Source organism: Amycolatopsis sp. cmx-4-83, from assembly GCF_046548815.1.
GTDB classification, from domain to species: domain Bacteria; phylum Actinomycetota; class Actinomycetes; order Mycobacteriales; family Pseudonocardiaceae; genus Amycolatopsis; species Amycolatopsis pretoriensis_A.
In genome coordinates, this window is sequence record NZ_JAEBEF010000013.1 from 181,419 (window position 1) to 201,917 (window position 20,499).

At 73.4% G+C, this 20,499-nt stretch carries 13 protein-coding genes and 1 pseudogene; 7 read left to right on the plus strand and 7 right to left on the minus strand.

Features of this window, described 5'->3' with window-relative positions; translation table 11 throughout:
* Positions 1 to 5 precede the first annotated feature (5 nt).
* A complete protein-coding gene (locus ACLJQM_RS37130) occupies positions 6 to 2,081 on the minus strand; it encodes a glycosyltransferase (RefSeq protein WP_410635008.1) in 2,076 nt (691 codons plus the stop codon).
* Positions 2,082 to 2,149: 68 nt separating this feature from the next.
* Here ACLJQM_RS37130 and ACLJQM_RS37135 point away from each other — a divergent pair, with 68 nt between their 5' ends.
* Both ACLJQM_RS37135 and ACLJQM_RS37140 read left to right on the plus strand, forming a co-directional pair.
* Entirely contained in the window at positions 2,150 to 3,520 is a 1,371-nt protein-coding gene (locus tag ACLJQM_RS37135; protein WP_360772876.1) for a glycosyltransferase, read from the plus strand.
* A gap of 193 nt (positions 3,521 to 3,713) precedes the next feature.
* Entirely contained in the window at positions 3,714 to 4,595 is an 882-nt protein-coding gene (locus ACLJQM_RS37140) for an oxygenase MpaB family protein (RefSeq protein ID WP_410635009.1), read from the plus strand.
* Between the two features lie 170 nt (positions 4,596 to 4,765).
* On the opposite strand, the gene ACLJQM_RS37145 is transcribed toward ACLJQM_RS37140, so the two are convergent.
* Positions 4,766 to 5,542, minus strand: coding sequence for a tyrosine-protein phosphatase (locus ACLJQM_RS37145; protein ID WP_410635011.1), 777 nt, complete (start codon positions 5,540 to 5,542; stop codon positions 4,766 to 4,768).
* The gene (locus ACLJQM_RS37150) at positions 5,539 to 8,577 is read right to left on the minus strand and encodes an MGH1-like glycoside hydrolase domain-containing protein (RefSeq protein WP_410635012.1); all 3,039 of its coding nucleotides are present in this window, start codon (positions 8,575 to 8,577) and stop codon (positions 5,539 to 5,541) included. Before ACLJQM_RS37150 ends, ACLJQM_RS37145 begins: the two co-directional genes overlap by 4 nt.
* Before the next feature lie 82 nt (positions 8,578 to 8,659).
* Between ACLJQM_RS37150 and ACLJQM_RS37155 the strand changes: the two genes are divergently transcribed.
* The 4 genes and pseudogenes from ACLJQM_RS37155 (at position 8,660) to ACLJQM_RS37170 (ending at position 11,365) form a co-directional block, all read left to right on the plus strand.
* Complete coding sequence (locus tag ACLJQM_RS37155) at positions 8,660 to 9,211, plus strand: hypothetical protein (RefSeq protein ID WP_410635014.1); 552 nt, start codon at positions 8,660 to 8,662, stop codon at positions 9,209 to 9,211.
* The gene (locus tag ACLJQM_RS37160) at positions 9,208 to 9,360 is read left to right on the plus strand and encodes a hypothetical protein (protein WP_410635015.1); all 153 of its coding nucleotides are present in this window, start codon (positions 9,208 to 9,210) and stop codon (positions 9,358 to 9,360) included. The genes ACLJQM_RS37155 and ACLJQM_RS37160 overlap by 4 nt, the downstream gene beginning before the upstream one ends.
* A gap of 522 nt (positions 9,361 to 9,882) precedes the next feature.
* Positions 9,883 to 9,978, plus strand: a pseudogene (locus ACLJQM_RS37165) (hypothetical protein); the annotation flags it as partial.
* Positions 9,979 to 10,507: 529 nt separating this feature from the next.
* Positions 10,508 to 11,365, plus strand: coding sequence for a carbohydrate-binding protein (locus ACLJQM_RS37170; RefSeq protein WP_410635016.1), 858 nt, complete (start codon positions 10,508 to 10,510; stop codon positions 11,363 to 11,365).
* Here the strand turns inward: ACLJQM_RS37170 and ACLJQM_RS37175 are convergent.
* Positions 11,355 to 12,317 carry a LysR family transcriptional regulator gene (locus ACLJQM_RS37175; protein ID WP_360772855.1) on the minus strand — a complete coding sequence of 321 codons (963 nt, stop codon included), beginning with the start codon at positions 12,315 to 12,317 and terminating at the stop codon, positions 11,355 to 11,357. The two genes, ACLJQM_RS37170 and ACLJQM_RS37175, sit on opposite strands and share 11 nt — an antisense overlap.
* A 484-nt stretch (positions 12,318 to 12,801) precedes the next feature.
* Between ACLJQM_RS37175 and ileS the strand changes: the two genes are divergently transcribed.
* On the plus strand, positions 12,802 to 15,915 hold the full coding sequence (gene ileS, locus ACLJQM_RS37180) for an isoleucine--tRNA ligase (RefSeq protein WP_410635017.1): 3,114 nt from the start codon (positions 12,802 to 12,804) through the stop codon (positions 15,913 to 15,915).
* Position 15,916: 1 nt separating this feature from the next.
* Here ileS and ACLJQM_RS37185 read toward each other — a convergent pair whose 3' ends face one another.
* From ACLJQM_RS37185 to asnB, 3 genes are read right to left on the minus strand one after another with little or no spacing between them, the layout of a single operon-like run.
* Positions 15,917 to 17,365 (minus strand): glutamate--tRNA ligase, encoded by a 1,449-nt coding sequence (locus ACLJQM_RS37185; protein WP_410635019.1) that lies wholly within the window; start codon positions 17,363 to 17,365, stop codon positions 15,917 to 15,919.
* Between the two features lie 40 nt (positions 17,366 to 17,405).
* Positions 17,406 to 18,626 (minus strand): MFS transporter, encoded by a 1,221-nt coding sequence (locus tag ACLJQM_RS37190; RefSeq protein ID WP_410635021.1) that lies wholly within the window; start codon positions 18,624 to 18,626, stop codon positions 17,406 to 17,408.
* 16 nt (positions 18,627 to 18,642) lie between these two features.
* Positions 18,643 to 20,493 (minus strand): asparagine synthase (glutamine-hydrolyzing), encoded by a 1,851-nt coding sequence (gene asnB / locus ACLJQM_RS37195; protein ID WP_360772842.1) that lies wholly within the window; start codon positions 20,491 to 20,493, stop codon positions 18,643 to 18,645.
* Positions 20,494 to 20,499: the final 6 nt, after the last annotated feature.

Below are 20,499 nucleotides of genomic sequence, written 5' to 3' on the forward strand. Positions count from 1 at the left end.
CGCGCTCACCGCACCAGGCCGCTGTCCGGTGCCGGCGGGCACCGGTCCGCACGTCCGGAAGTGGCGGCGGTGCGCTGGTAGGCGGCGGCGAACCGGCCGGCGACCTCGTGGATGCCGAAGCGCCGTGCGACGGTCTCCCGGCCGGCCGCCGCGGCCGCCCGTGCTCGTGCCGGGTCGCCGGCCGCGCCGCGGACGAAGGCCGTGAGGGCGTCGCCGAACGTCCCGAGGTCCGTCGTGTCGGCGAGCAGGCCGTTGCGGCCGTGGTCGATGTAGTGGCCGAGGCCGCCGCGCCGGGGGCCGAGGACGAGCAGCCCCGCGTCCATCGCTTCGAGCACGGCGATGCCGAACTCCTCCTTGCGGCTGGGGCAGGCGTAGAGGTGCGGTGTCGGAGCGGGCAGCAGGCGGGTGAGGCCGTGCTCGAGCAGCCGCACGTCCTCGTTGCTCAACGCCGCCAGCACCGCCAGGCGGCCCGCGGCGTCCGGGTGGTCGTCCGCCAGCTGCCGGATGCGGTCCAGGATCCGGGCTTCGTCGCCGGTCGGGTCGGCCGGGTCGCCGCCGACGAGCACGAGTGCGCTCTCCCGGTACAGGCCGCGGGCCAGCCAGGCTTCGACGAGCAGGTCCTGCTGCTTGACCGGGTGCAGCCGGCCGACGGACAGCACGACCGGCACGCCCCGGGCTTCGGGCGCGAGCCGGGGGAGCCCGGAGCCGGCGGCGAACAGGGACGCGATCAGCTGCTGCTGGCGCGCCTCGGCCGCGGCCGTCGGGGAGAGCACGGGGATGCCTTCGGCCAGTGACTCCGGTTCCGGGCGATCCCGCAGCCGGGGGAAGTACGCGATGAGTTCGCCGTCCGGGCGGCCGGGCAGGCCCAGCACGGTGTCGGCGGCGGCCACCAGCCGGTCGGCGGCCCACACCCGGTGCAGGTCGAACCGCGCGGAAGCCCGGTCGGCACCCGGGCCGGGCCGGTGCCGCTCGGCGAGCGTGCGGTGCGGGTCGGCGGTGAGGGTGAACACGGTCCGCGAGCCCATCGCCCGGGCCGCGTCCGCGACCGCGGCGGATCCGTCGTCGGAATAGCGCACGTGGACGACGTCCGGCGTGCAGCCGGCGAGCCAGAGCAGGTGCCGGGCCAGGAACCCGATCGACGGCCGGTGCCGGGCGAGCTCTGCCTGGGCCGGTGCGCCGGGCGCGTCGACGGGCAGCCGGAGCACGACGTGCCCGCCGGTGCCGGCGTCGGCCAGGCTCTCCCGGTCGCGCAGCTGGTCGTGGCCGGCCAGGGTCAGCGTCACCACGCGCGCGATGCCGGGGTGCCGCGGCAACGCGCTCCCGAGGTGCCGCAGCAGCACGGTCAGCCCGCCGCTGGCCCCGGCTCCCGGCTGGTCGAAGGAGCCCAGCAGCATCGACTGCGCGACGGTCAGCCCGCCGCGGTCCGGCGGCGGCACCGTCCACAACGGACTCCGGTGGCCGTGCCCGGACTGGCGGGCCAGGCACACCGCGGACAGCAGGCGCTCGTAGTCGTCCTCGGCCCCGGCGTGCGCCGCGCTCAGCGCTTCGGTCGCCTCGGGGGTGGCGTCGCACTGGGAGAGGTAGCGCCACGCGGCGTGCCGGCCGCCACGGTCGCGCGGGCCGGCGTCGAGCACTTCGGCCACCGGGACGCAGCGGAAACCGTGTCGCTCGGCCAAATCCAGCACTAGCGCACGGCGTCGCGGTGACGCGTCGGCGAAGGCGGTGCGGATCGCCGTGGCCGCGGCAGCCCGGCCGTGCGCCGTGACCGCGTCGGCGAAGAGGTCGAGGACGACCGAGCCGGCCGTGGCGTCGAGCTGCGCGTCACCGGTTTCCGGCACCGCCCGCAACACCGCGGCGGCGCCGGGCGGTCCGTCTCCGCGGCCGAGGGCGCGCAGGGCGGCGACCGCCTCGCCGGGATCGCGGTCGTCCGGTCGCGCACCGGCGTATTCCACGAGCGCGGGACCGGCGAAGCCCGGGTGGAACGCCCGCCGGACCGCTTCGATCCGGGACGGTACGGCGTCGGGTGTCAGCGCCCGGAGCGCGGTGAGCGCGTCCACGCGGGTGGGGGTCCTGGTCTGCACGGTCACTGCGCTGCTCCAGCGGTCGGGCCGTAGGGTCGGCGGGGATGGGGGAGAGGGAGGGTTTCGGGATGGCCGCAGCGCGGGTCGTGGTGGTGAGCCCGCCGTTCGCTTCGCACGCACGTCCACTCGCGACGGTCGCCGCGGCGCTCGCGGCGGAGGGTGCGGAGGTGACGTTCGCCTGCGCGCCGGCGTTCGCGGAGCTGGCGGCCGAGCACGGGCTGCCGTTCGCGGCGCTTTCCTTCGGCGACAACGCGAACACCGGCATCGCCGAACGCACCCGCCAGGAGGCCGCCGGTGCGCGGCGGCTGGCCGAGTTCCTCGACGCCACCCGCGCCGGTGCGGTCCCCGCGCTGCTCGCGCAGGCCCGGCACCGGCGGGCGGACATGCTGCCCGACCCCGCGAGCGTGCTCGCCTCGGTCCGTTCGCTCGACGAGCGGCTGCGTCCCGGCTGGTACCTGATCGACCAGCTCGCCTACGCGGTCACCCTGGCGGTGTACGCGCTCGGCCGGCGCTGGGCCGCGTTCTGCCCGGGCCATCCCAGCTACGTCTTCGAAGGCGCGGACCGGTTCTTCGGGCTGCCGCCGTACTGGCCACGCGCGATCCGGCCGCCGCACGAGGAGCTGGACCGGCTGGTGGCCGAGGCCGGCGCCAACGACCGCACGTTCACCGGGTTGTTCGCCCGGTTCCTCGCGGAACACGCTCCGGGACGGCCGGCCCCGGCGAGGGCCTTCGGTCTGACGTCGCCGGAGGCGGTGCTGTTCAACTACCCGGAGCTGCCGTGGCTGCCGGACCTCCCGGCGGGGCCGGCGCGGATCTTCGCCGGGCACTGCAGCGACGTCGGGCGGGCGCGGCTGCCGGGCGCTTGGGCCGAGCGGGTCACCAGGCTGACCGACGGCGGCCGGCGGAAGCTGGTCCTCGTGTCGTTCGGCACCTTCTTGTCCGCGCGGGACGACGTGCTGAGCACGGTCGTCCGGGGCCTGCTCGCCCTGCCCGGCGTGTCGGTCCTGGTCGCCGCGGGTGACCGCGCGCCCGGTCTGCGCGCGGAGTTCGACGGCGAGTCCTTCGTCGACGTCGCCGACCAGGTGCCCCAGCGCGCGCTGCTGCCGCGGGTCGCCGCCGTGGTGCACCACGGCGGCAACAACTCGTTCACCGAGTGCCTGGCCGCCGGGGTCCCCGCGCTCGCGCTGCCGTTCTCCAGCGACCAGTTCGCGGTCGCCCACGACCTCGAACGCATCCCGGCCGGCCGGGTGCTCGACCCCCACCGCGTGACCCCGGACGCGGTGACCCGGGCCGCCGCGGAGGTGCTGGCGACGGCTCACGAGGCGTCCGGCGCCGGACACCGGCTCGTCGCCGGCCGAGGGCCGGGACGGGCCGCGCGCGAAGTGCTGACAGCCATGCAACGCTCTCCGATCATCGATGCAGAGACGATGCGAATCTAGAACCGTGACGCTGCCGCTGCCGCGCAGGCCGACGACGTCCGTGCGTGGCCGGCTCGGTCAGCGCTGGGCCGCGGAGCCGAATTCGCAGGTAGAATGTGGGGGGTGCGGGCAGTCGGGCCGTGCGAACCGGCTCGGAAAAGCCGCCAGTTTGCATCGCAGTTGCATCGAACGTGCTCGCGGAGTGGAGGTAGCCTTGGCCGCAACGCCGCCCGTCGTCGCCGTGCTCCGGGAACGGACCCGTGACGCCCTCTTCGCCCGGATCGCGGGCCCGGACGGTCCCCGCAACCGGACTCGCATCCACGAGTCACCCGGCCCGCGGTGGTTCGGCCCGGACAGCGCGATCCGCCGGGTGCACGGCGACACCGCGATGTTCGTCGGTGGTCTGCGCGCGCTGCTGCTGCAGTCGCTGCACCCGCTGGCGATGGCGGCGGTGGCCGCGCACTCCGGCTACCGCGGCGACCCGTGGGGCAGGCTGCAGCGAACCAGTACCTTCCTCGCCACGACGACGTTCGGCACGGCCGACGACGCCGCCCGCGCGGTCGCGGTCGTGCGGGCGGTGCACCGGCGGGTCCGCGGAACCGCCGCCGACGGGCGGCCCTACCGCGCGGACGACCCGCACCTGCTGACGTGGGTGCATATCGCCGAGGTCGACAGCTTCCTGCGCGCCCACCAGCGCTACGGCGCGCACCCGCTCGACCAGGCGACCCAAGATCGCTACGTCGCCGAGACGGCCGTCATCGCCGGCAAGCTCGGCGTACCGGATCCACCGCTGACCGTGGCGGCGCTCGACGAACAGCTGGCGCAGTACCGCCCGGAGTTGCACGGCACGCGCGACGCCCGGCTGGCCGCACGTTTCTTGCTGGTCACCCCGCCGATCCCGTGGCCGGCGAAGCTCCCGTACGCGGCGTTGGCGGCGTCGGCGGTGGCGATGCTGCCGGGCTGGGCGCGCCCGGAGCTGCGGTTGCCCCACCTGCCGGTGGCCGAGGCCACCGTCGTGCGCGCCGCCGGGACGGGCCTGGTGAAGGCGGTGCGCTGGGTGATGACCGCACCGGAGCCGCCGGGACGGTCGGCCTGAGCCGTGGGTGCTTCGGGATCGCGAGGCCTACCCCGGGTCCCGACCGGGTGGCGGCCCCCTGCCGCGCCCTGCCGGAGTTCCCCGCGGACTCGCGGCCGGTGGCGTGGTAAGACGAGTTCGCCTTCGGCCCGGAACTGATCGTCGACGGCCCGCGTCGCCGATCGAGGCGCTCAGCCCGGCGAGCCCGCGAGCCTGCCGCGAACGCGGCGGAGTTCGCCGCCGGTCACGCCGGCGTCGAGCAGGTACCGCTCGGCGTCGAAGCCGTCGAGGGTCGCCATGACGGCCTCTTCGGTGGTGGTGCCCCGGTCCGCGAGGACACGCTGGATGACCGGTTCCTGGTCGGCGGTTCCCATCGCGGCGTACAGCGCCTTGAGGGCTTCGGCGGACAGGGCGTAGTCCGCGGCGATCGCCCGGGGTTCGACGCCGGCCAGCGCGAGCAGCAGAAGCGCGATCAGCCCGGTCCGGTCGCGCCCGCCCCCGCAGTGGAACAGCACCCCGCCGGGACCGGCGTGGGCGATCGCCTTGACGGCGGCGGCGCACCGCTCGGCCTTCCGCCGGAGGAAGCCGGGGTAGTAGAGCGGGGTGCCGTTGAGCCGCTCACGGTTGACGCGCTGCCAGAACTCGACGTCGCCGATGTCGTCGAGCGGGACTTCGAGCCGGTCGACGCCGGTCGGTGTGGCGGGACCCGCCGGGCTAGCCGCGAACTGCGCCGAGCCCGCCTGCGCCGTCAACGAGGTGTCGGTGGGCCGGATCTCGTCGGCGTTGCGGAGGTCGATCACCGTGCGGACGCCGGCCTCGCGAGCTTGGGCCCACCCCGTCTCGGTGACGAACCGAAGGTCCGCTGCCCTGAAGAAGGCTCCGCGGCTGGTCGTGCCGCCGGATCCGGTGGGCAGCCCGCCGAGGTCCCGGGTGTTGTAGAAGCCCTCCCAGGGCACTGCTCTGCTCATGTCCGGCTGACCTCGCTCGCGGGCAGGACCCGGTTCCACACCCGGACGTCGTCGATGCTGCCCGGCCAGAAGTCGCTGTGCTGCCCGCCCGAGACCGCGCGGCCGATCGCCAGCGGGCCCGGTGCGGCGTCGCCCGCTGCCTGGCTCCACGTCTTCGCCTGCGCCACGCCGTCGACGTAGAGGGTGTACGTGCCGGCGTCGGCGTCGTGCACCCCGGCCAAGTGGTACCAGCGCCCGGGTTGCGGGGCGACGTCGGACAGGGCCCGGCCCGAACTGGTCGAGAACGCCAGGCGGTCGTCGGCCGCCGAATACTGGAGGTAGAAGCCGCTGCTCGGGGTGCCGTCCTGGCTGAGCGCCGTCGCCCAGGAGCCGGTGCGGTCGAGGCGGACCCGGGCGCTGACCGAGTAGTTGCCCGTGGTGTCCACGACGGGGCCGCCGGTCGCCGCGTACTGGCTCGAGCCGTCGAGCTGCAGGGCCGTGCCGGCCGGGCCGGGGACCCACGCGGGGGAGCCGGTCAAGGTGGCGTCGTGCGTTCCCGCGCTGTCGTGGGCGAGGGTTCCGCTGCCTTCGTCGAGGTTCCAGGCGCCGACCGGGTCCCGCTGTCCGGCGGGATGGGCGATCTGGAGGTTCTGGCGCTGGTGCGTGGTTTCGGTCCGGCCGCCGGGGCCGCGGTAGGACGCCGTCGCGGTCACCGTCGCCGCGCTGCCCGGCTCGGCACCCGGCGGTGCGGTCAGCGTGTAGGTCCAGGCCCGGCTTTGCCCGGGCGGGATCGCCGCGGGCGGGCGGCCGTCGGCCGTGACCGACCAGCCGGCCGGGACGGCGACGCTCACCCGCGGGGAGCCGAGCGGGCCGCCGGTGGTGTTCCGCACGGTCACGGTCAGCGGCGTGCTCCCGCCGACCGTGATGACGCCGTTGGCGTTGGCGGGCCCGGCGGTGATCCGCGCGTCGCGGCTCGACGGCGTCCAGGACTGCAGCTCGGTGACGCCGACGAAGGCGCCCGGCGGATTCGTGAACACGAGCCGGACCTTGCTGGTGGTCAGCGTCGGGAAGGTGATCCGGTTGACACCGTTGCCCACCGGGTTCGCCTGCTCGCGGATCTGGCCCGGGACCTCCTGCCAGGCCGAGCCGGTCCAGTACTCCAGGCGGTAGGCCGCGGCCGGTCTGACCCCGCCGCCGTCGTCGTAGCCGTGCCAGCGGATGTCGCCGACCGGGGTCGGGGCGCCGAAGTCGACGCCGTAGAAGTCGCTCGCGTTCGGCGAGGAGTAGTTGGTCCAGCGGGTGTTCTCGGGGACTTCGCTGTACCAGACCTTCCCGTCGAGCGCGCTCCACGGGTTGTCACCTCCCCACGTGTACGACGTGATCGGCTTCGGGTAGCCGGTGCGCAACGGGTTCGCGGCGTCGTCGACGAGTTCCCCGGGCCGGGGGAGCGCGGTGCGGCCGACGTCGATCGTGGTGGCGCGCAGCGTCGCCGAGCGCTGGACGAGCCGTCCGTCGACGTAGAGCCGCATCCCGGTGCCTTGCCCGTAGTGCTTGCCGTCGCGGTCCCACAGCACGGTCACGGAATGGCCGTGGTACGGCACGTTTTCGGCGGCGAAGTGGTCCCAAGCGGACGGGGTGAGCGGCTGGACGCGCAGGGTGTCGTCACTCTGCGGGCGCAGGCCGATCAGCCCGGACAGCACGAGATCGGTGTAGGTGGAGTGGTTGTAGTCCTCGCTGTGGTTCTGCCCGTCGTAGATCCACGCGTCGCGGTCCGGGTCGTGCGCCTCGGCGACGTAGGGCTTGCCGTTCTTGGTCTGGGTGCGGGCGTAGGTCGCCAGCGCCGCGGCGTAGTCCTCTTTGGACACGGTGGGCTGGGCCGGGTAGTCGTCGAGGAGGTTCGCCAGTCCGGTCAACGTCTGCGCGGTGGCGAAGGGCCAGCTCGGCCCGTCCCAGCGGCAGCAGGAACCGGCGTCCTTCATGAAGTACGGGCTGCGGCGCTCGGCCGTGGCCGGGCCGAACGCGCTCGCGAAGCCCTGCGGGTCGAGCAGCTGGGACCAGGCCGTGCTGTCGCCGGGCTGGGCGGCGCCGAACATCCAGGGGAGGTACCCGATCTGCTCGCGGCTGCCGGAGAGCTTGTGGCCGGGGTTGTCGTCGCGGGCCATCGCGAAGTAGAAGCCGCGGTTCGGGTCCCACAGCCACTTCTGTAGCGAGGTCTTCAGTTTCGCGGCGCGCTGGGCGTACTCGGTGGCGAGCTTGCGGTCGCCGACCGAGTCGGCGATGCGGCTGATCGCGAGGGCGTCGCCGTACTGGTAGGAGTTGAGCGTGGGCCGGTAGCCGGCGCCACCGTGGTAGGGGTTGGGCGATTCGTAGGAGGAGGCGGAGAACTCCATGGCGTCCCACACCGGCACGGACCAGTACAGCCCGAGATCGGCGTCGAACTGCTTGTCCCAGCCCCGGTACTGGCGCACGAGCGACGGCAGCAGTTCGCGCAGCGGGCCGAAGTCGCCGGTCACCTGCGCCTGTCCGTAGGCCGAAGTGGCCAGCCAGACGCTGTACTCGTGCGCCCAGTCGGTGGTGTCGGCGTTGACGTCGTCGGTGGCGGGTTTGGCGCCCGCGCCGGGACCGGTGAGCCAGAACCGGAGGTAGTCCTGGCCGTAGGCCGGATCGCGCAGCCAGCGCCCTTCGGTCAGCTGGTGCCCGGCGGCCGCGTTGATCGCCTGGTAGGGCGCGGCGTAACCGCAGCAGTCGAGGAACTCGGTCGAGATCCAGCCGTCGGCCGGGTCGGTGTAGCGCAGGTGTTCCTTGAAGACGCGCCAGCGGTAGTAGTAGACGCTCTCCATCGTGGTGTCGGGCAGGTCCACGAAGGGGATGTTCGCTTCGTACCAGGCGGGATCGGCGTACCCGGCGAGGGCGGCGGAGTGGTCGAGGAAGTGCGTCCCCGAGCCGGTGCCGGCTGCTTCGGCGGCGCCGGCGACGGTGCCGCCGGCGAGCGCGACCTGCGCGAGCAGGCCCACGGCGGCGAGCCAGGTTCTTCCCTGCGACACTCGGCGGCGCATCGGGTCCTCCATGGTTTACAACGTTGTAAAACTCAGACTCGACCACTATCGCTCAGAACCGCTCAGAAGGGAACACCCGGTTGTGCGCTCCCGCGACGTCGTCCGACGGCCCGCCGCGCGAGTCCGTTCTGTAACCGGAAGGCGTCTTTCGTCCCTGTCCGCTCCCGTCCAGTACAACGGCCTCGGCACCGCCGGGTTCGTCCTCGGCCTCGTCGGCCTGGTCATCTGCGTCCTGTGGATGGCCGCCTTCGGCAAGGCGGTCAGCGACACCGCCAACGGCCTGCCGACCGCCGGCGCCGCCCCGAGCGCGGCGGCGGCCCAGCACACGGTCGTCCTGGAAGTCACGACGGCGGCGAAGGCCAACGTGCAGTGGGGCAGCGGGTTCACCGCGAACTCCCAGGAAGTCTTGGAGAAGGGCAAGAGCCGGCGCCAGGCCCTGTCGATGGACGACCTCGCGTTCACCCCGGTCACCGTCACCGCGGTCGACTTCAAGCTGGGCGCCAAGGACAACACCTGCAAGATCACCGTCGACGGGCCGGCGGCGGCTCGGTTCCGGTGGTCCCAGGTGGATGGAAGCCGTTTGGAAGTCGGGTCCGGCACCGTGAGCGGCACACGGAAGGGATTCGACCGATGAAACGTTCTGGTGCGGCCGCCTTGCTCGTCGCGGCGCTGTTCGTCCTGCTCGCTCCGGTGGCGGCCGCGGTGGAAGGGTCCCCGACCGGTGCGTCGCCCGTCGGCGGCATGGGTGGCGGTCCCTACATCGGTGACGTCCCGAAGCCCTGACCCCGGGCCTCTTCGACGTCGTCCGAGCACGCGCTGCTACCGGAACGACCACGCAGCCGCGTGCCCCGGGTCCGGATTTACCGGACCTGAACACGACCCGGACCGGCTCGACGATCGCGGCCTTGGCGTGCGGGTACGGCGGCAAGGACAGTGGCTACGCGGGTGTTCCACGGCCGCGGCGACGACAAGTCGACTTAGGCGATGTCCATGCAGCAGGCCGCGTACCGCACCGGGATGATGGGCAAGTACCTCAACGGCTACGACCCCGAGGCCGCCCGCGGACTACCTCGTCGACGTCATGGCGGGCAAAGCCGCGCGGTTCATCTCGGACTCGGCGGCCGCGCACACGCCGTTCGCGCTCGAGCTCGCCACGTTCGCCCCGCACGGCCCCTACCCCCCCGGCGCCTGCCCTCCGCCGCGTCGTCGTGGCTCGCGTCCCGGACACCGTTGACGGACAAGGAAAAGCAGACCGTCGACAAGGACTTCCGCAAGCGGGCGCAGGCCGTGCAGTCAGTCGACCGGATGATCGGCACCGTGCAGGAGGCGCTGGACAAGGCGGGCGTCCGCGGCAACACCGAGCTCGTGTTCACCTCGGACAACGGCTACCACATGGGCGAACACCGCCTCACCCCCGGCAAGCAGACGGCGTTCGACACCGACGTGCACGTGCCGCTGCTGACCGGCACCGCGCCGCCGGCGTGGCGCACCGTCGGGCTGGTCGAGCACCACGGTCCCGACTTCGACCGGACCGACCCGGACAAGCCGAAGAAGAACAGCGGCAACCCGAGCACCTGCGAAGCGATCCGCGGCCCCGCCTTCACCTACGTCGAATACACCCGACGGCACCCAGGAGTTCTACGGCCGCGGGACCGATCCACAACACCGCCGCTCAGCTGCCGCCGGACAAGGCGAAGCAGCTGCACGACACCCTGCGGGCGCTGGTCTCCTGCCACGGCGCGGCCGCGTGCCGGTACTGATCCGCCGAACGGCGGCATAGCACCGCGCCGCGGTGAATCGCATGCCCGCGACGACCTGCGGTGCGGCGCGTCAGCCCCTCGAAAGTCGCTGCCGCGCAACGGAAAGCCCGGCCTAGCATCCCTCTTCCGCGGGCGGTCTCGCGTCCGCCGGGGAACGAGGAGATGCGTCGATGCGGAAGCTGTTTGCCATCCTTTGCTGCGCCTTGGCCGCCACGACGGCCACGATCGCGCCGGCCGGTGCGGCGGTCGCGGCGGGGGTCGTCCCCGGCTTGACCGGTGCCGCCGCGAAGGCGGCCGCCGGGCCGATGGCCGATCGGTTCCGCCAGCTGCGCCAAGGGAAAGCCGTCGCGCAGCGGCACACGTTCTGGGGGCCCGAACCGCAGCTCGCCACCAGTGCGGACGGGCTGGTGGTCACCCAGAGCGTCACACCCGGCCTGCGCATCTCCAACCGCAACGACGTCGTCTACGCACCCACGATGAAGCCGACCGGCCACTCGTGCGTCGAAGTCGTCACCGCCTACGGGCTCGGCGAAGCGGCGCAGGTCTGGGCGTGGGACTGGTGCCGTTCGGTGTCGCCGGCGAAGGTCGTCCCGATCGACAGCGCTTTCCTCGCCGCCTACACCACGTCGGTCGACGGGCACCCCGCCTACACCGTGCAGGAGGTCCGGACCAACGCCACGGCCAACAGCTGGACGGCCTCGCTGTACAACGTGAAGACCGGCGCGTGGGACACGCTGTTCACCCAGAGCGGCAGCGACCAGAGCTCGCTCGACGAGGGCTGGGACATCTTCGAGCTGTACTCGACGCGCAACCCCGCGACCGGCAACGCCTACTACTGCGCGGACGCCCGCGGCTCGGTGTTCGAGTCGAGCTCGCTGCAGCTGCGCGTCGGCGGCCGCTGGGTGCCGGCGTCGCCGGCGAACTCGCCGCTGCGCCCGACCGCGAACCCGCGGCCGGCCGACTACGACTGCTCGACGCTGCGGTTCGAGGTCCCCGCGCCGAACAGCACCTGGCGGGTCACGGTCTGAGCAGCTCGCGGCCGCGTTCGCGCCACCAGGTGTCGAACGCGGCGCTGCAGCCCTCGCGCCCGGCGTAGCTCGCCGCGACGGCGGCGTGGATCTCTTCGGCGTGCGCCGCCACCGGGGTGCCCGGCCGGTAGCAGAGCCGCAGTTCCTGCCACAGCGGCTCGCCCTCGACGGCGCGCACCGCGACCGTCGACGGCCGGTCTTCGCGCGTCGCCAGTGCCGGGGCCACGGCCATGCCGGCGCGGACGAGGTCCAGCAGCGTCGCCAGGCACCGCGGCCGGTGGGGCTGGTCGAGCACGACGCCGTGGCGCCGGCACACCCGCTGCAGGTACGCCGACCAGCGCGTCGTGCCCGGCGGGTCGTCGGCCCACGGGTGCTCGCCGAGGCCGGTGAACGGGACCGCGGGTGCCGCGGCCAGCGGGTGGTCGGGCGACAGGATCACGAACACCGGCTCCCGCGGGTGCACCACGAGGGTCTCGACGCCGTCGGGGACGACCGGGCCGGGCAGCGGCGGCAGGTAGACCAGCGCGAGGTCCAGCCCGCCCGCGGCGAGCCGGGCGAGGGTGATCGACTCGTCCGGGTCCTCGTGCACGCTCACCCCGCGCGTCCACGGCTGCTCGCCCAGCCAGCGGGACACGGCCAGGTGCAGGAAACCGCAGTAGCCGCCGACGCGCAGCGGCCCGGTGGGCGCGCGCTGCTCGCCGATCCGGTCGGTCAGCGCGGACACGCCGGCCAGCACCGCCCGGGCTTCGGTGACGACGTCGGTGCCGAGCCGGGTGGGTTCGCACCCGGTGGGGGACCGGAGGAACAGCGCGCCGCCGACCGACCGTTCGACCCGCCGCAGGAGCCCGGACAGCGCCGGCTGCGAAACGTGCAGCACGCGGGCCGCGCGGGTCAGGCTGCGCGCGTCGGCGACGGCCACGAGGGCACGCAGGTGGCGCAGTTCGAGCTCCACGCTCCCACTGTAGGCCGGGTGATCAGCGGGGACACCCGACCTGAGTCGGGTAGTGCGCGCGAAGGGGGAGGGCTCGGCGGCGAACGGGGGGCGTTCCGCCGCCGAGCCGGACTGCCGTGCCCGGACCGATCGGGGGGCGTGCCGGTCCGGGCACCTCAGCACCCGACAAGAGGGCCGGGGGCCGCCGGAATGACGTCCCGGGCCCGCATTCACCGATTCGGGTGACGCGGGCGGGCGCCGGTATAGTGCTCGGGCACAGGCACCGATCCGGCGATCACCGGGGAGCCTCCGGAAGAACGGGCCGGCCGGCCCCAGTAGAACCGGACGGGCGTCGCACGTCACGCGGCCGAAGCGAGGGGCACCCGGTCCGCCGGGTGCAAGCGGGGTGGTACCGCGGAGAACCGGGCAGCCGGGCTTCGTCCCCGCAGGGATGAGCTGACACCTCATCCGTGCGAGACGTGACGAAGCCGAGGAGCCCGCGAACATGACCGAGAACAGGCCGCCGTCCCCCTTCACCCCGCTGCCCGCCGACGTCGACTTGCGCGCCCTCGAGCGCGGCGTGATCACGTGGTGGCAGGACAACGACGTGTTCGCCCGCAGCCTGAAGCAGACCGCGGACGGCCCGCCGTGGGTGTTCTACGAGGGGCCGCCCACCGCGAACGGGCACCCCGGCACCCACCACGTCGAGGCCCGCGTCTTCAAGGACGTCTTCCCGCGCTACCGCACGATGCGGGGCTACTCGGTACCCCGTCAGGCCGGCTGGGACTGCCACGGCCTGCCGGTCGAACTCGCCGTGGAGAAGGAACTCGGGTTCTCCGGCAAGCCCGACATCGAGAAGCTCGGGATCGCCGAGTTCAACGACCGCTGCCGGGAATCCGTGCTGCGCCACGTCGGCGAGTTCGAGCAGCTCACCGAGCGCATGGGCTACTGGATCGACCTGTCCCACCCCTACCGGACGATGTCGCCGGAGTACGTGGACAGCGTCTGGTGGTCGCTGCAGCGCATCCACGAGGCCGGCCGGCTGGTCGAGGACTTCCGGGTCGCGCCCTACTGCGCCAAGGACGGCACCACGCTGTCCGACCACGAGGTGGCCCAGGGCTACGAGGTCGTGACCGATCCGTCGGTCTACGTCCGGTTCCCGCTGACCACGCCGGTCGCCGGGGTCGCCGGAGCCGAGCTCCTGATCTGGACCACCACGCCCTGGACGCTCGTGTCGAACACCGCGGTCGCGGTGCACCCCGAGGTCACCTACGTCGTGGCCCGCACCGCCGAAGGCACCTTCGTGGTGGCCGGACCGCGGGTCGCCGCCGTGCTGGGCGAGGACGCCGAGACCCTGGCGACGGTCACCGGCGCGGACCTCGCCGGGCTGCACTACCGGCGTCCGTTCGACCTGGTCGAGATCCCCGACGCGCACGTCGTGGTGCCCGCCGGGTACGTGACCACCACCGACGGCACCGGTCTGGTGCACCAAGCGCCCGCGTTCGGTGCGGACGACCTCGCGGTCTGCCGCGCGAACGGGCTGCCGCTGGTCAACCCGGTCGGCCCGGACGGCCGGTTCCTCACCACCGTGCCGCTCGTGGGCGGGCTGTTCTTCAAGGACGCGGACGCGCCGCTCGTCGAAGCGCTGCGGCAGAGCGGCACGCTGTTCCGCTTCGAGGAGTTCGAGCACTCCTACCCGCACTGCTGGCGCTGCCACACGCCGTTGATCCACTACGCGCAGCCGTCGTGGTACATCCGCACCACCGAGGTGCGCGACGCGCTGGTGCGCGAAAACGAGCGGACGAACTGGTTCCCCGAGCACATCAAGCACGGCCGCTACGGCGACTGGCTGGAGCACAACGTCGACTGGGCGTTGTCGCGCTCGCGGTACTGGGGCACACCGCTTCCGTTGTGGCGCTGCGGGAACGGGCACGTCACGGCCGTCGGCTCCCGCGCCGAGCTGGGCACGCTGGCGGGCCGGGACCTGGCCGGGCTGGACCCGCACCGCCCGTACGTCGACGCGATCACCTTCGCCTGCCCCGACTGCGGGGAGACCGCCACCCGCGTCCCCGAAGTGATCGACGCCTGGTACGACTCGGGCGCGATGCCGTTCGCGTCCCTGGGCTACCCGCACCTGCCGGGCAGCGTCGAAGCGTTCGAAAAGACCTACCCGGCCCAGTACATCTGCGAAGCGATCGACCAGACCCGCGGCTGGTTCTACACCCTGATGGCGATCGGCACGCTGGTCTTCGACGAGTCCCCGTACGAAAACGTCGTCTGCCTCGGGCACATCCTGGCCGAAGACGGCCGCAAGATGAGCAAGCACCTCGGCAACATCCTCGAGCCGATCCCGCTGATGGACGCGCACGGCGCCGACGCGCTGCGCTGGTTCATGGCGTGCTCCGGTTCGCCGTGGTCGGCACGCCGGGTCGGCGCCGGCCCGCTCGACGAGATCGTGCGGAAGGTCCTGCTGACGTACTGGAACACGGCGTCGTTCTTTTCGCTGTACGCGGCGGGTGCGGCCTGGACGCCGGAATCGGCGCGCCCGGCCGGCGAGCGGCACGTGCTGGACCGCTGGATCCTCGCCGGGCTGCAGGCGCTGACCGCCGGGGTCACCGAGCAGCTGGACGCCTACGACACCGCCCGCGCCGGCCGGCTGCTCGCGGACTTCGTCGACGACCTGTCGAACTGGTACGTCCGCCGGTCGCGGCAGCGCTTCTGGGACGGGGACCAGGACGCGCTTTCCACGCTGTACGAATGCATCGACGTGCTCACCCGGCTGCTGGCGCCGCTCGTGCCGTTCATCACCGAAGAGGTGTGGCAGCTCCTCGTCCGCCGCGGCGACCCGGCGGTGGCCGAGTCGGTCCACCTTTCGACCTGGCCGCGGGTGTGGGACGACCTCCTCGTCCCGGAGCTGCCCGGGCAGGTCGCGACGGCGCGGGCGCTGGCCGAGGCCGGCCGCGCGGCGCGCAAGACGACGAGCATCCGGGTGCGCCAGCCGCTCGCCCGCGCGCTGGTCGGCCTGCCGCCGGGTGTCACGCTGCCCCAGGACCTGCTCGACGACGTCGCCGACGAGCTCAACGTCAAGGCGCTGCAGCCGCTGGACGCGGCGAGCGAGGTCGTCGACGTCCAGGTGAAGGCGAACTTCCGGGAGCTGGGCAAGCGGTTCGGGAAGCGCACCCAGCAGGTGGCCACCGCGATCGCCGGGGCGGACGCCGGGGCCGTGCTGGCGAGCCTGCGGGACCGGGACGCGTTCACCGTCGACGTGGCCGGCGAAGAGCTGGAACTCGGCGCGGCCGACGTGCTGGTGACGGAGGTCCCGCGGACGGGCTGGGTCGTGGAGTCGCAGCGCGGCGTGACGATCGCGCTGGACACCGGGCTCACCCCGGACCTGGTGGCCGAGGGGATCGCCCGCGACGTCGTCCGCGCGGTGCAGCAGGCGCGCCGGGACGCCGGTCTCGAGGTCGCCGACCGCATCACCCTGGCGATCGGCGCCCCGGCGCAGGTGCGGCAAGCCGTCTTGGCGCACCAGGACCTCATCGCCCGCGAGACCCTCGCGGCTTCCTTGACGGTGGCCGAAGAAGCCGGGGAGATCGCCGTGCGGGTCGCGAAGGCGTGAGTCAGGCGACCCGGTCGCGGTGCCACTGCGCGGTGGACCGCGCCAGGACGCCGTCGATCCGCCGCAAGCCGCGCTCCGGGCCGAGCAGGACGAGGAAGTCGAGCAGCAGGTGACCGTGGGCGGGTCCGGTGACGGCGGTGCGCACCGCCGTCACCGACGCCTTGGCGAGCCCGCCCTTGAGCAGGGCCGAGAGCGTTTCTCCGGTCCACGGGGAAAGCGCGGCCAGTGCGTCGCGCGCGGCTTGCAGCGCGCCGAAGCCCGGTTCCTGGGTCGCGGCGGGTTCGTCGTCGAAGAGGGCCGCCGCGGCCCGTGCGGCTTCGGGGAGTGATTTCGCCCGGCGCCGCAAGGCGGGAGCCGCCCGGGTGAGCAGGGCGAGCCGGTCCCCGTCCAGCGGGGCCAGGTGCGGCACGAGCGCCTCGGTGAACTCCCCGGCGGTCAGCTCGCGCAGGTGGGTCGTGTCGAGGTCGGTGAGCCGCTTGACGTCGAGGCGCCCGGGGCGGGTGCGGACGCGCCGGACGTCGAAGCCCGCCACCAGCTCCGCCGGCGTGAAGACGCCGCCGCGCGTGGGGTGCGACCAGCCCAGCGCGGCCAGGTAGTTGACCATCGTGCGCGCCTGGACGCCCGCGTCCCGGTAGCCCAGCGCGTCCGCGGCGGGATCTTGCTGGCTGTTGAGGATCTTCGCGTTCGAGGCGAGCACCATCGGCACGTGCGCGAGCCGGGGGACCGCGCGGGCGACGCCGATGCGTTCGAGCGCCCGGTAGGCCGCGAGCTGGCGCGGCACCAGCGGCAGCATCGCGTCGCCGCGGATGTTGTGCGTGATGCCCATCAGCGCGTCGTCCACCGGGCCGGCGAGCGCGAAGGTCGGCCGCCCGTTGGCGCGCACCAGCACCGGGTCGGCCGCGCTGCCCGCCTTGAAGACGATCTCGCCGCGCGTGAGGTCGTCGAAGACCGTCTCGCCGTCGGGCAGGCGCAGCCGCAGCGAAGGGCGGCGGCCGACGGCGCGGTGCGCGGCCTTCTCCCGCTCGCTCGTGTGCCGGTCGGCGTTGTCGTACCCGAGCCGCGGGTCCTGGCCGGCCCGGGTGCGCCGCTCGGCGACCTCCTCCGGCGTCGAGAACGACTCGTAGAGCTCGCCGGCCGCCAGCAGCCGCCGGGCCACGTCGAGGTGCAGCTCACGGCGTTCGGTCTGCAGGTACGGACCGTGCGCGCCGCCGGTACCCGGACCCTCGTCCCAGTCGAGGCCCAGCCAGCGCAGCACGTCGAGCAGGGGCTCGTAGAACTCGGGCCGCACCCGGGCCTCGTCGGTGTCTTCCACGCGCAGGACGAAGGTGCCGCCGTGGTGGCGGGCCAGCGCCCAGTTGTAGACGGCCATGCGGACCAGGCCGAGGCTCGGCCGGCCGATCGGCGAAGGGGCGAAGACGGTGCGCACCGGCGCGGGGGGAAGGTCGGGCATGGTCGTACTCCACGGGTCGTGACTGGTGGACGGGCGGGGCTCAGGAGGCGGCGGGGACTTCGGCGGGCTCGGGGTTCCGGCGCGCGGCCCACGCCACGACCGCGCCCGTCGGCAGGCTCGCGAGCACGAACGCCGCGCCCAGCACGAACCAGCCGGGGGAACCCCATTCGATCATCAGGAACGTCAGCAGGGTGGGGGCGACCATGACCGCCGCCGCGTAGCCGGTCATCGAGAAACCCTGGTATTGGCCCTGTTTCCCGGGCGGGGCGAGCTTGAAGGTGATCGTCCAGACGGCCGCGGACACGAGCATCTCGCCCAGCGCGAGCACCGCGCCCGCCGCCACCAGCAGGACGATCGACAGGGTCGTCGGGCCGAAGGCCGAGAAGGAGAAGAGCGCGCACGCGGTCAGCAGGACGAACCCGGACAGCCGGGCGGTGCGCACGGCCCGCTCCATCGTGCTCACCCGCATGCCGATCCGGATCTGGAAGAGGATCACCGCGACGCTGTTCAGCACGAACAGCACGGTCACCACGGCGGTCGGGACGTGGGTGTGCCGGGTGATCCACAGTGGTATCACCAGTTCCAGCAGCACCGTGTGCAGCGAGAGGACCGCGGTGATCGCGGTGAGCGCCGCGAAGGGCGCGTCGCGCAGGACGGCCCGTTTGGGCGCGTCCGCCGCCGGTGCCGGGGTCGGCGCGACGTAGGGGAGCGACCGGAACAGCGCCGCCGAGACGAAGTAGCTCAGCACGTTCACGATCAGCACGACCGAAAACGCGGTCGGCGTCGCGATCTGCAGGGCGATCCCGGCGATCGCCGCGCCCACGCCGATGCCGATGTTGTTGACCGAGCGCACCACGGCCTGCGTCCGGACCACGCCGTCGGCGTCGACCAGGCCGGCGATCAGGGCTTGCAGGGCGGCGCGCGATCCGCGTTGCACCACCACGAAGAAGCAGGCCGTGACCAGCAGCGCGGCGAAGCTGCGCACGAACAGGTACCCGGCCGTGCCGACGCCGTTGAGCGCGACGAGCCACGCGGTCGTCGCGCGCGGGCCGAGCCGGTCCGCCAGGTGCCCCAGCGGCATGCCCGCCGGCAGGCCGACCGCGCCGGCGATGGTCAGCCCGAGGCCCAGCTTGGCCGGCGAAAGCCCGGCCACCTGGGTGAAGTAGAGCGCCGAGCAGGTCATGAACGCGCCGTACCCCGCCGTCAGGAACAGGCTCGCGAGCGCGATCCGGCGCGCGGCCGCGGGTATCGAGCGGAACACCGGGAACTCCTTCGCGTCAGGACAGCAGCAGGCGGGGGCGGCGGAGGTCGAGCCACGCGGCCAGGTTCAGGCAGCGCTCCAGTCCGCTTCGGACACCGGGCGCGCCCGGTTCCCGCACCGCGGCCGCCAGCCAGGCGCGGTTCACCAGGTCGAACACCGGGTGCGGCCGCTCGGCGAGCAGCTCGTTCGCCTGCTCCCGCAACGCCGCCAGGTAGCCCGCCGCCTGGATCGACGGGTAGGCGCTCTTGACCCGGGTGGCGACCGAGTGCGGCAGGAGATCGCCCGCCGCCGCGCGCAGCAGGCTCTTTTCCCGGCCGTCGAAGCTCTTCTGCGCCCAGGGCGCGTTGTGGACGTATTCCACCAGCCGATGGTCGCAGAAGGGCACGCGCACCTCCAGCCCCGCGGCCATGCTCAGCCGGTCCTTGCGGTCCAGCAGCATCCGCATGAAGCGGGTGATGCCGAGGTACGACGTGACCCGGCGGTCGCGGGTCTCCGCGTCGTCGCCGGGCAGGTGCTCGACCTCGGCGACCGCTTCGGCGTAGCGGTCGCGGGTGTAGGCCGGGATGTCGAGCAGGTCGAGCAGTTCGGGCCGCAGGACGGTGCCATCGCGGCCCTGCCCGTTCGCCGGGGCGCCGTTCGCCGCCGACATCCACGGGAACGTGCCCGCGCGCTGCGCTTCGGGCGAGCGGTGCCAGTGGTAGCCGCCGAAGACCTCGTCGGCGCTTTCACCCGACAGCGCGACCGTGGAGTGCTTGCGGATCGCGCTGAACAGCAGGTAGAGCGAAACGTCGGTGTCGCCGGTGCCCGCCGGGACGTCCCGGGCCTCGATCACCGCGCGGCGGACCGCCGGGTCGGCCATCGCGCCGGCGTCGAGCACGATCTCCGTGTGCACGGAACCCACGTGCGCGGCCACTTCCCGGACGTAAGGCGCGTCGGGGGTGGGCCGCGCCGCGTCGGGCACGTACGTTTCGCTCTGGCTGGCGAAGTCGACGGAGAAGCTGTGAACCTTTTCGCCGTGGCCGGCCAGTTCCCGGGCGGCGAGCGCGGTGACGGCACTGGAGTCCAGCCCGCCCGACAGCAGCAGGCAGCGGGGGACGTCGGCGATCAGCTGCCGGGTCACGATGTCGGTCAGCAGGTCCCGCACGCGGGCGATCGACTCGGCGCGGTCGTCGGGGTGCGCCACCGTCTTCAGCGACCAGTACGCGTGTTCGCGCGATCCGCGCGCGTCGACCGTGACCACGGTGCCGGGCCGGACTTCGCGCATCCCGGCCCACACCGCGTGCCCCGGGGTCTTGACGAAGGCGAACAGCTCGCGCAGGCCGTCGAGCCCGACCTCGCGGCCGGCCTCCGGATGGGCCAGCAGCGCCTTGGGTTCCGAGCCGAACAAGACTCCGTCCGAAGTGGACTCGTAGTACAGCGGTTTGACGCCCATCCGGTCGCGCACCAGCACGAGCCGCTGCGTCCGGGCGTCCCACACGGCGAAGGCGTACATGCCGTTGAGCCGTTCCGCGACCGCCTCGCCCCACTCCAGGTAGCCGCGCAGGACGACTTCGGTGTCACCGGTGGTGCGGAAGTCGTGGCCCCGGCGGCGGAGTTCGGCGCGCAGCTCGGCGTAGTTGTAGACCTCGCCGCTGTAGGTGAGCGCGAGGGTCCCGCCCGGGACGTCGAGCGTCATCGGCTGGGTGCTGCCCTCGAGGTCGAGGACGGCCAGCCGGCGGTGCCCGAGCGCCGCCGTCCCGCGCGGGTCGACCCAGGTGCCGGCCGCGTCCGGACCGCGGCACGACATGGTCGCGGTCATCGCCGCCAGTGCTTCGGTTTCCTGGCGGAGGTCGCGGTCGAAGGCGACCCAGCCGGTGATGCCGCACATGCGTCT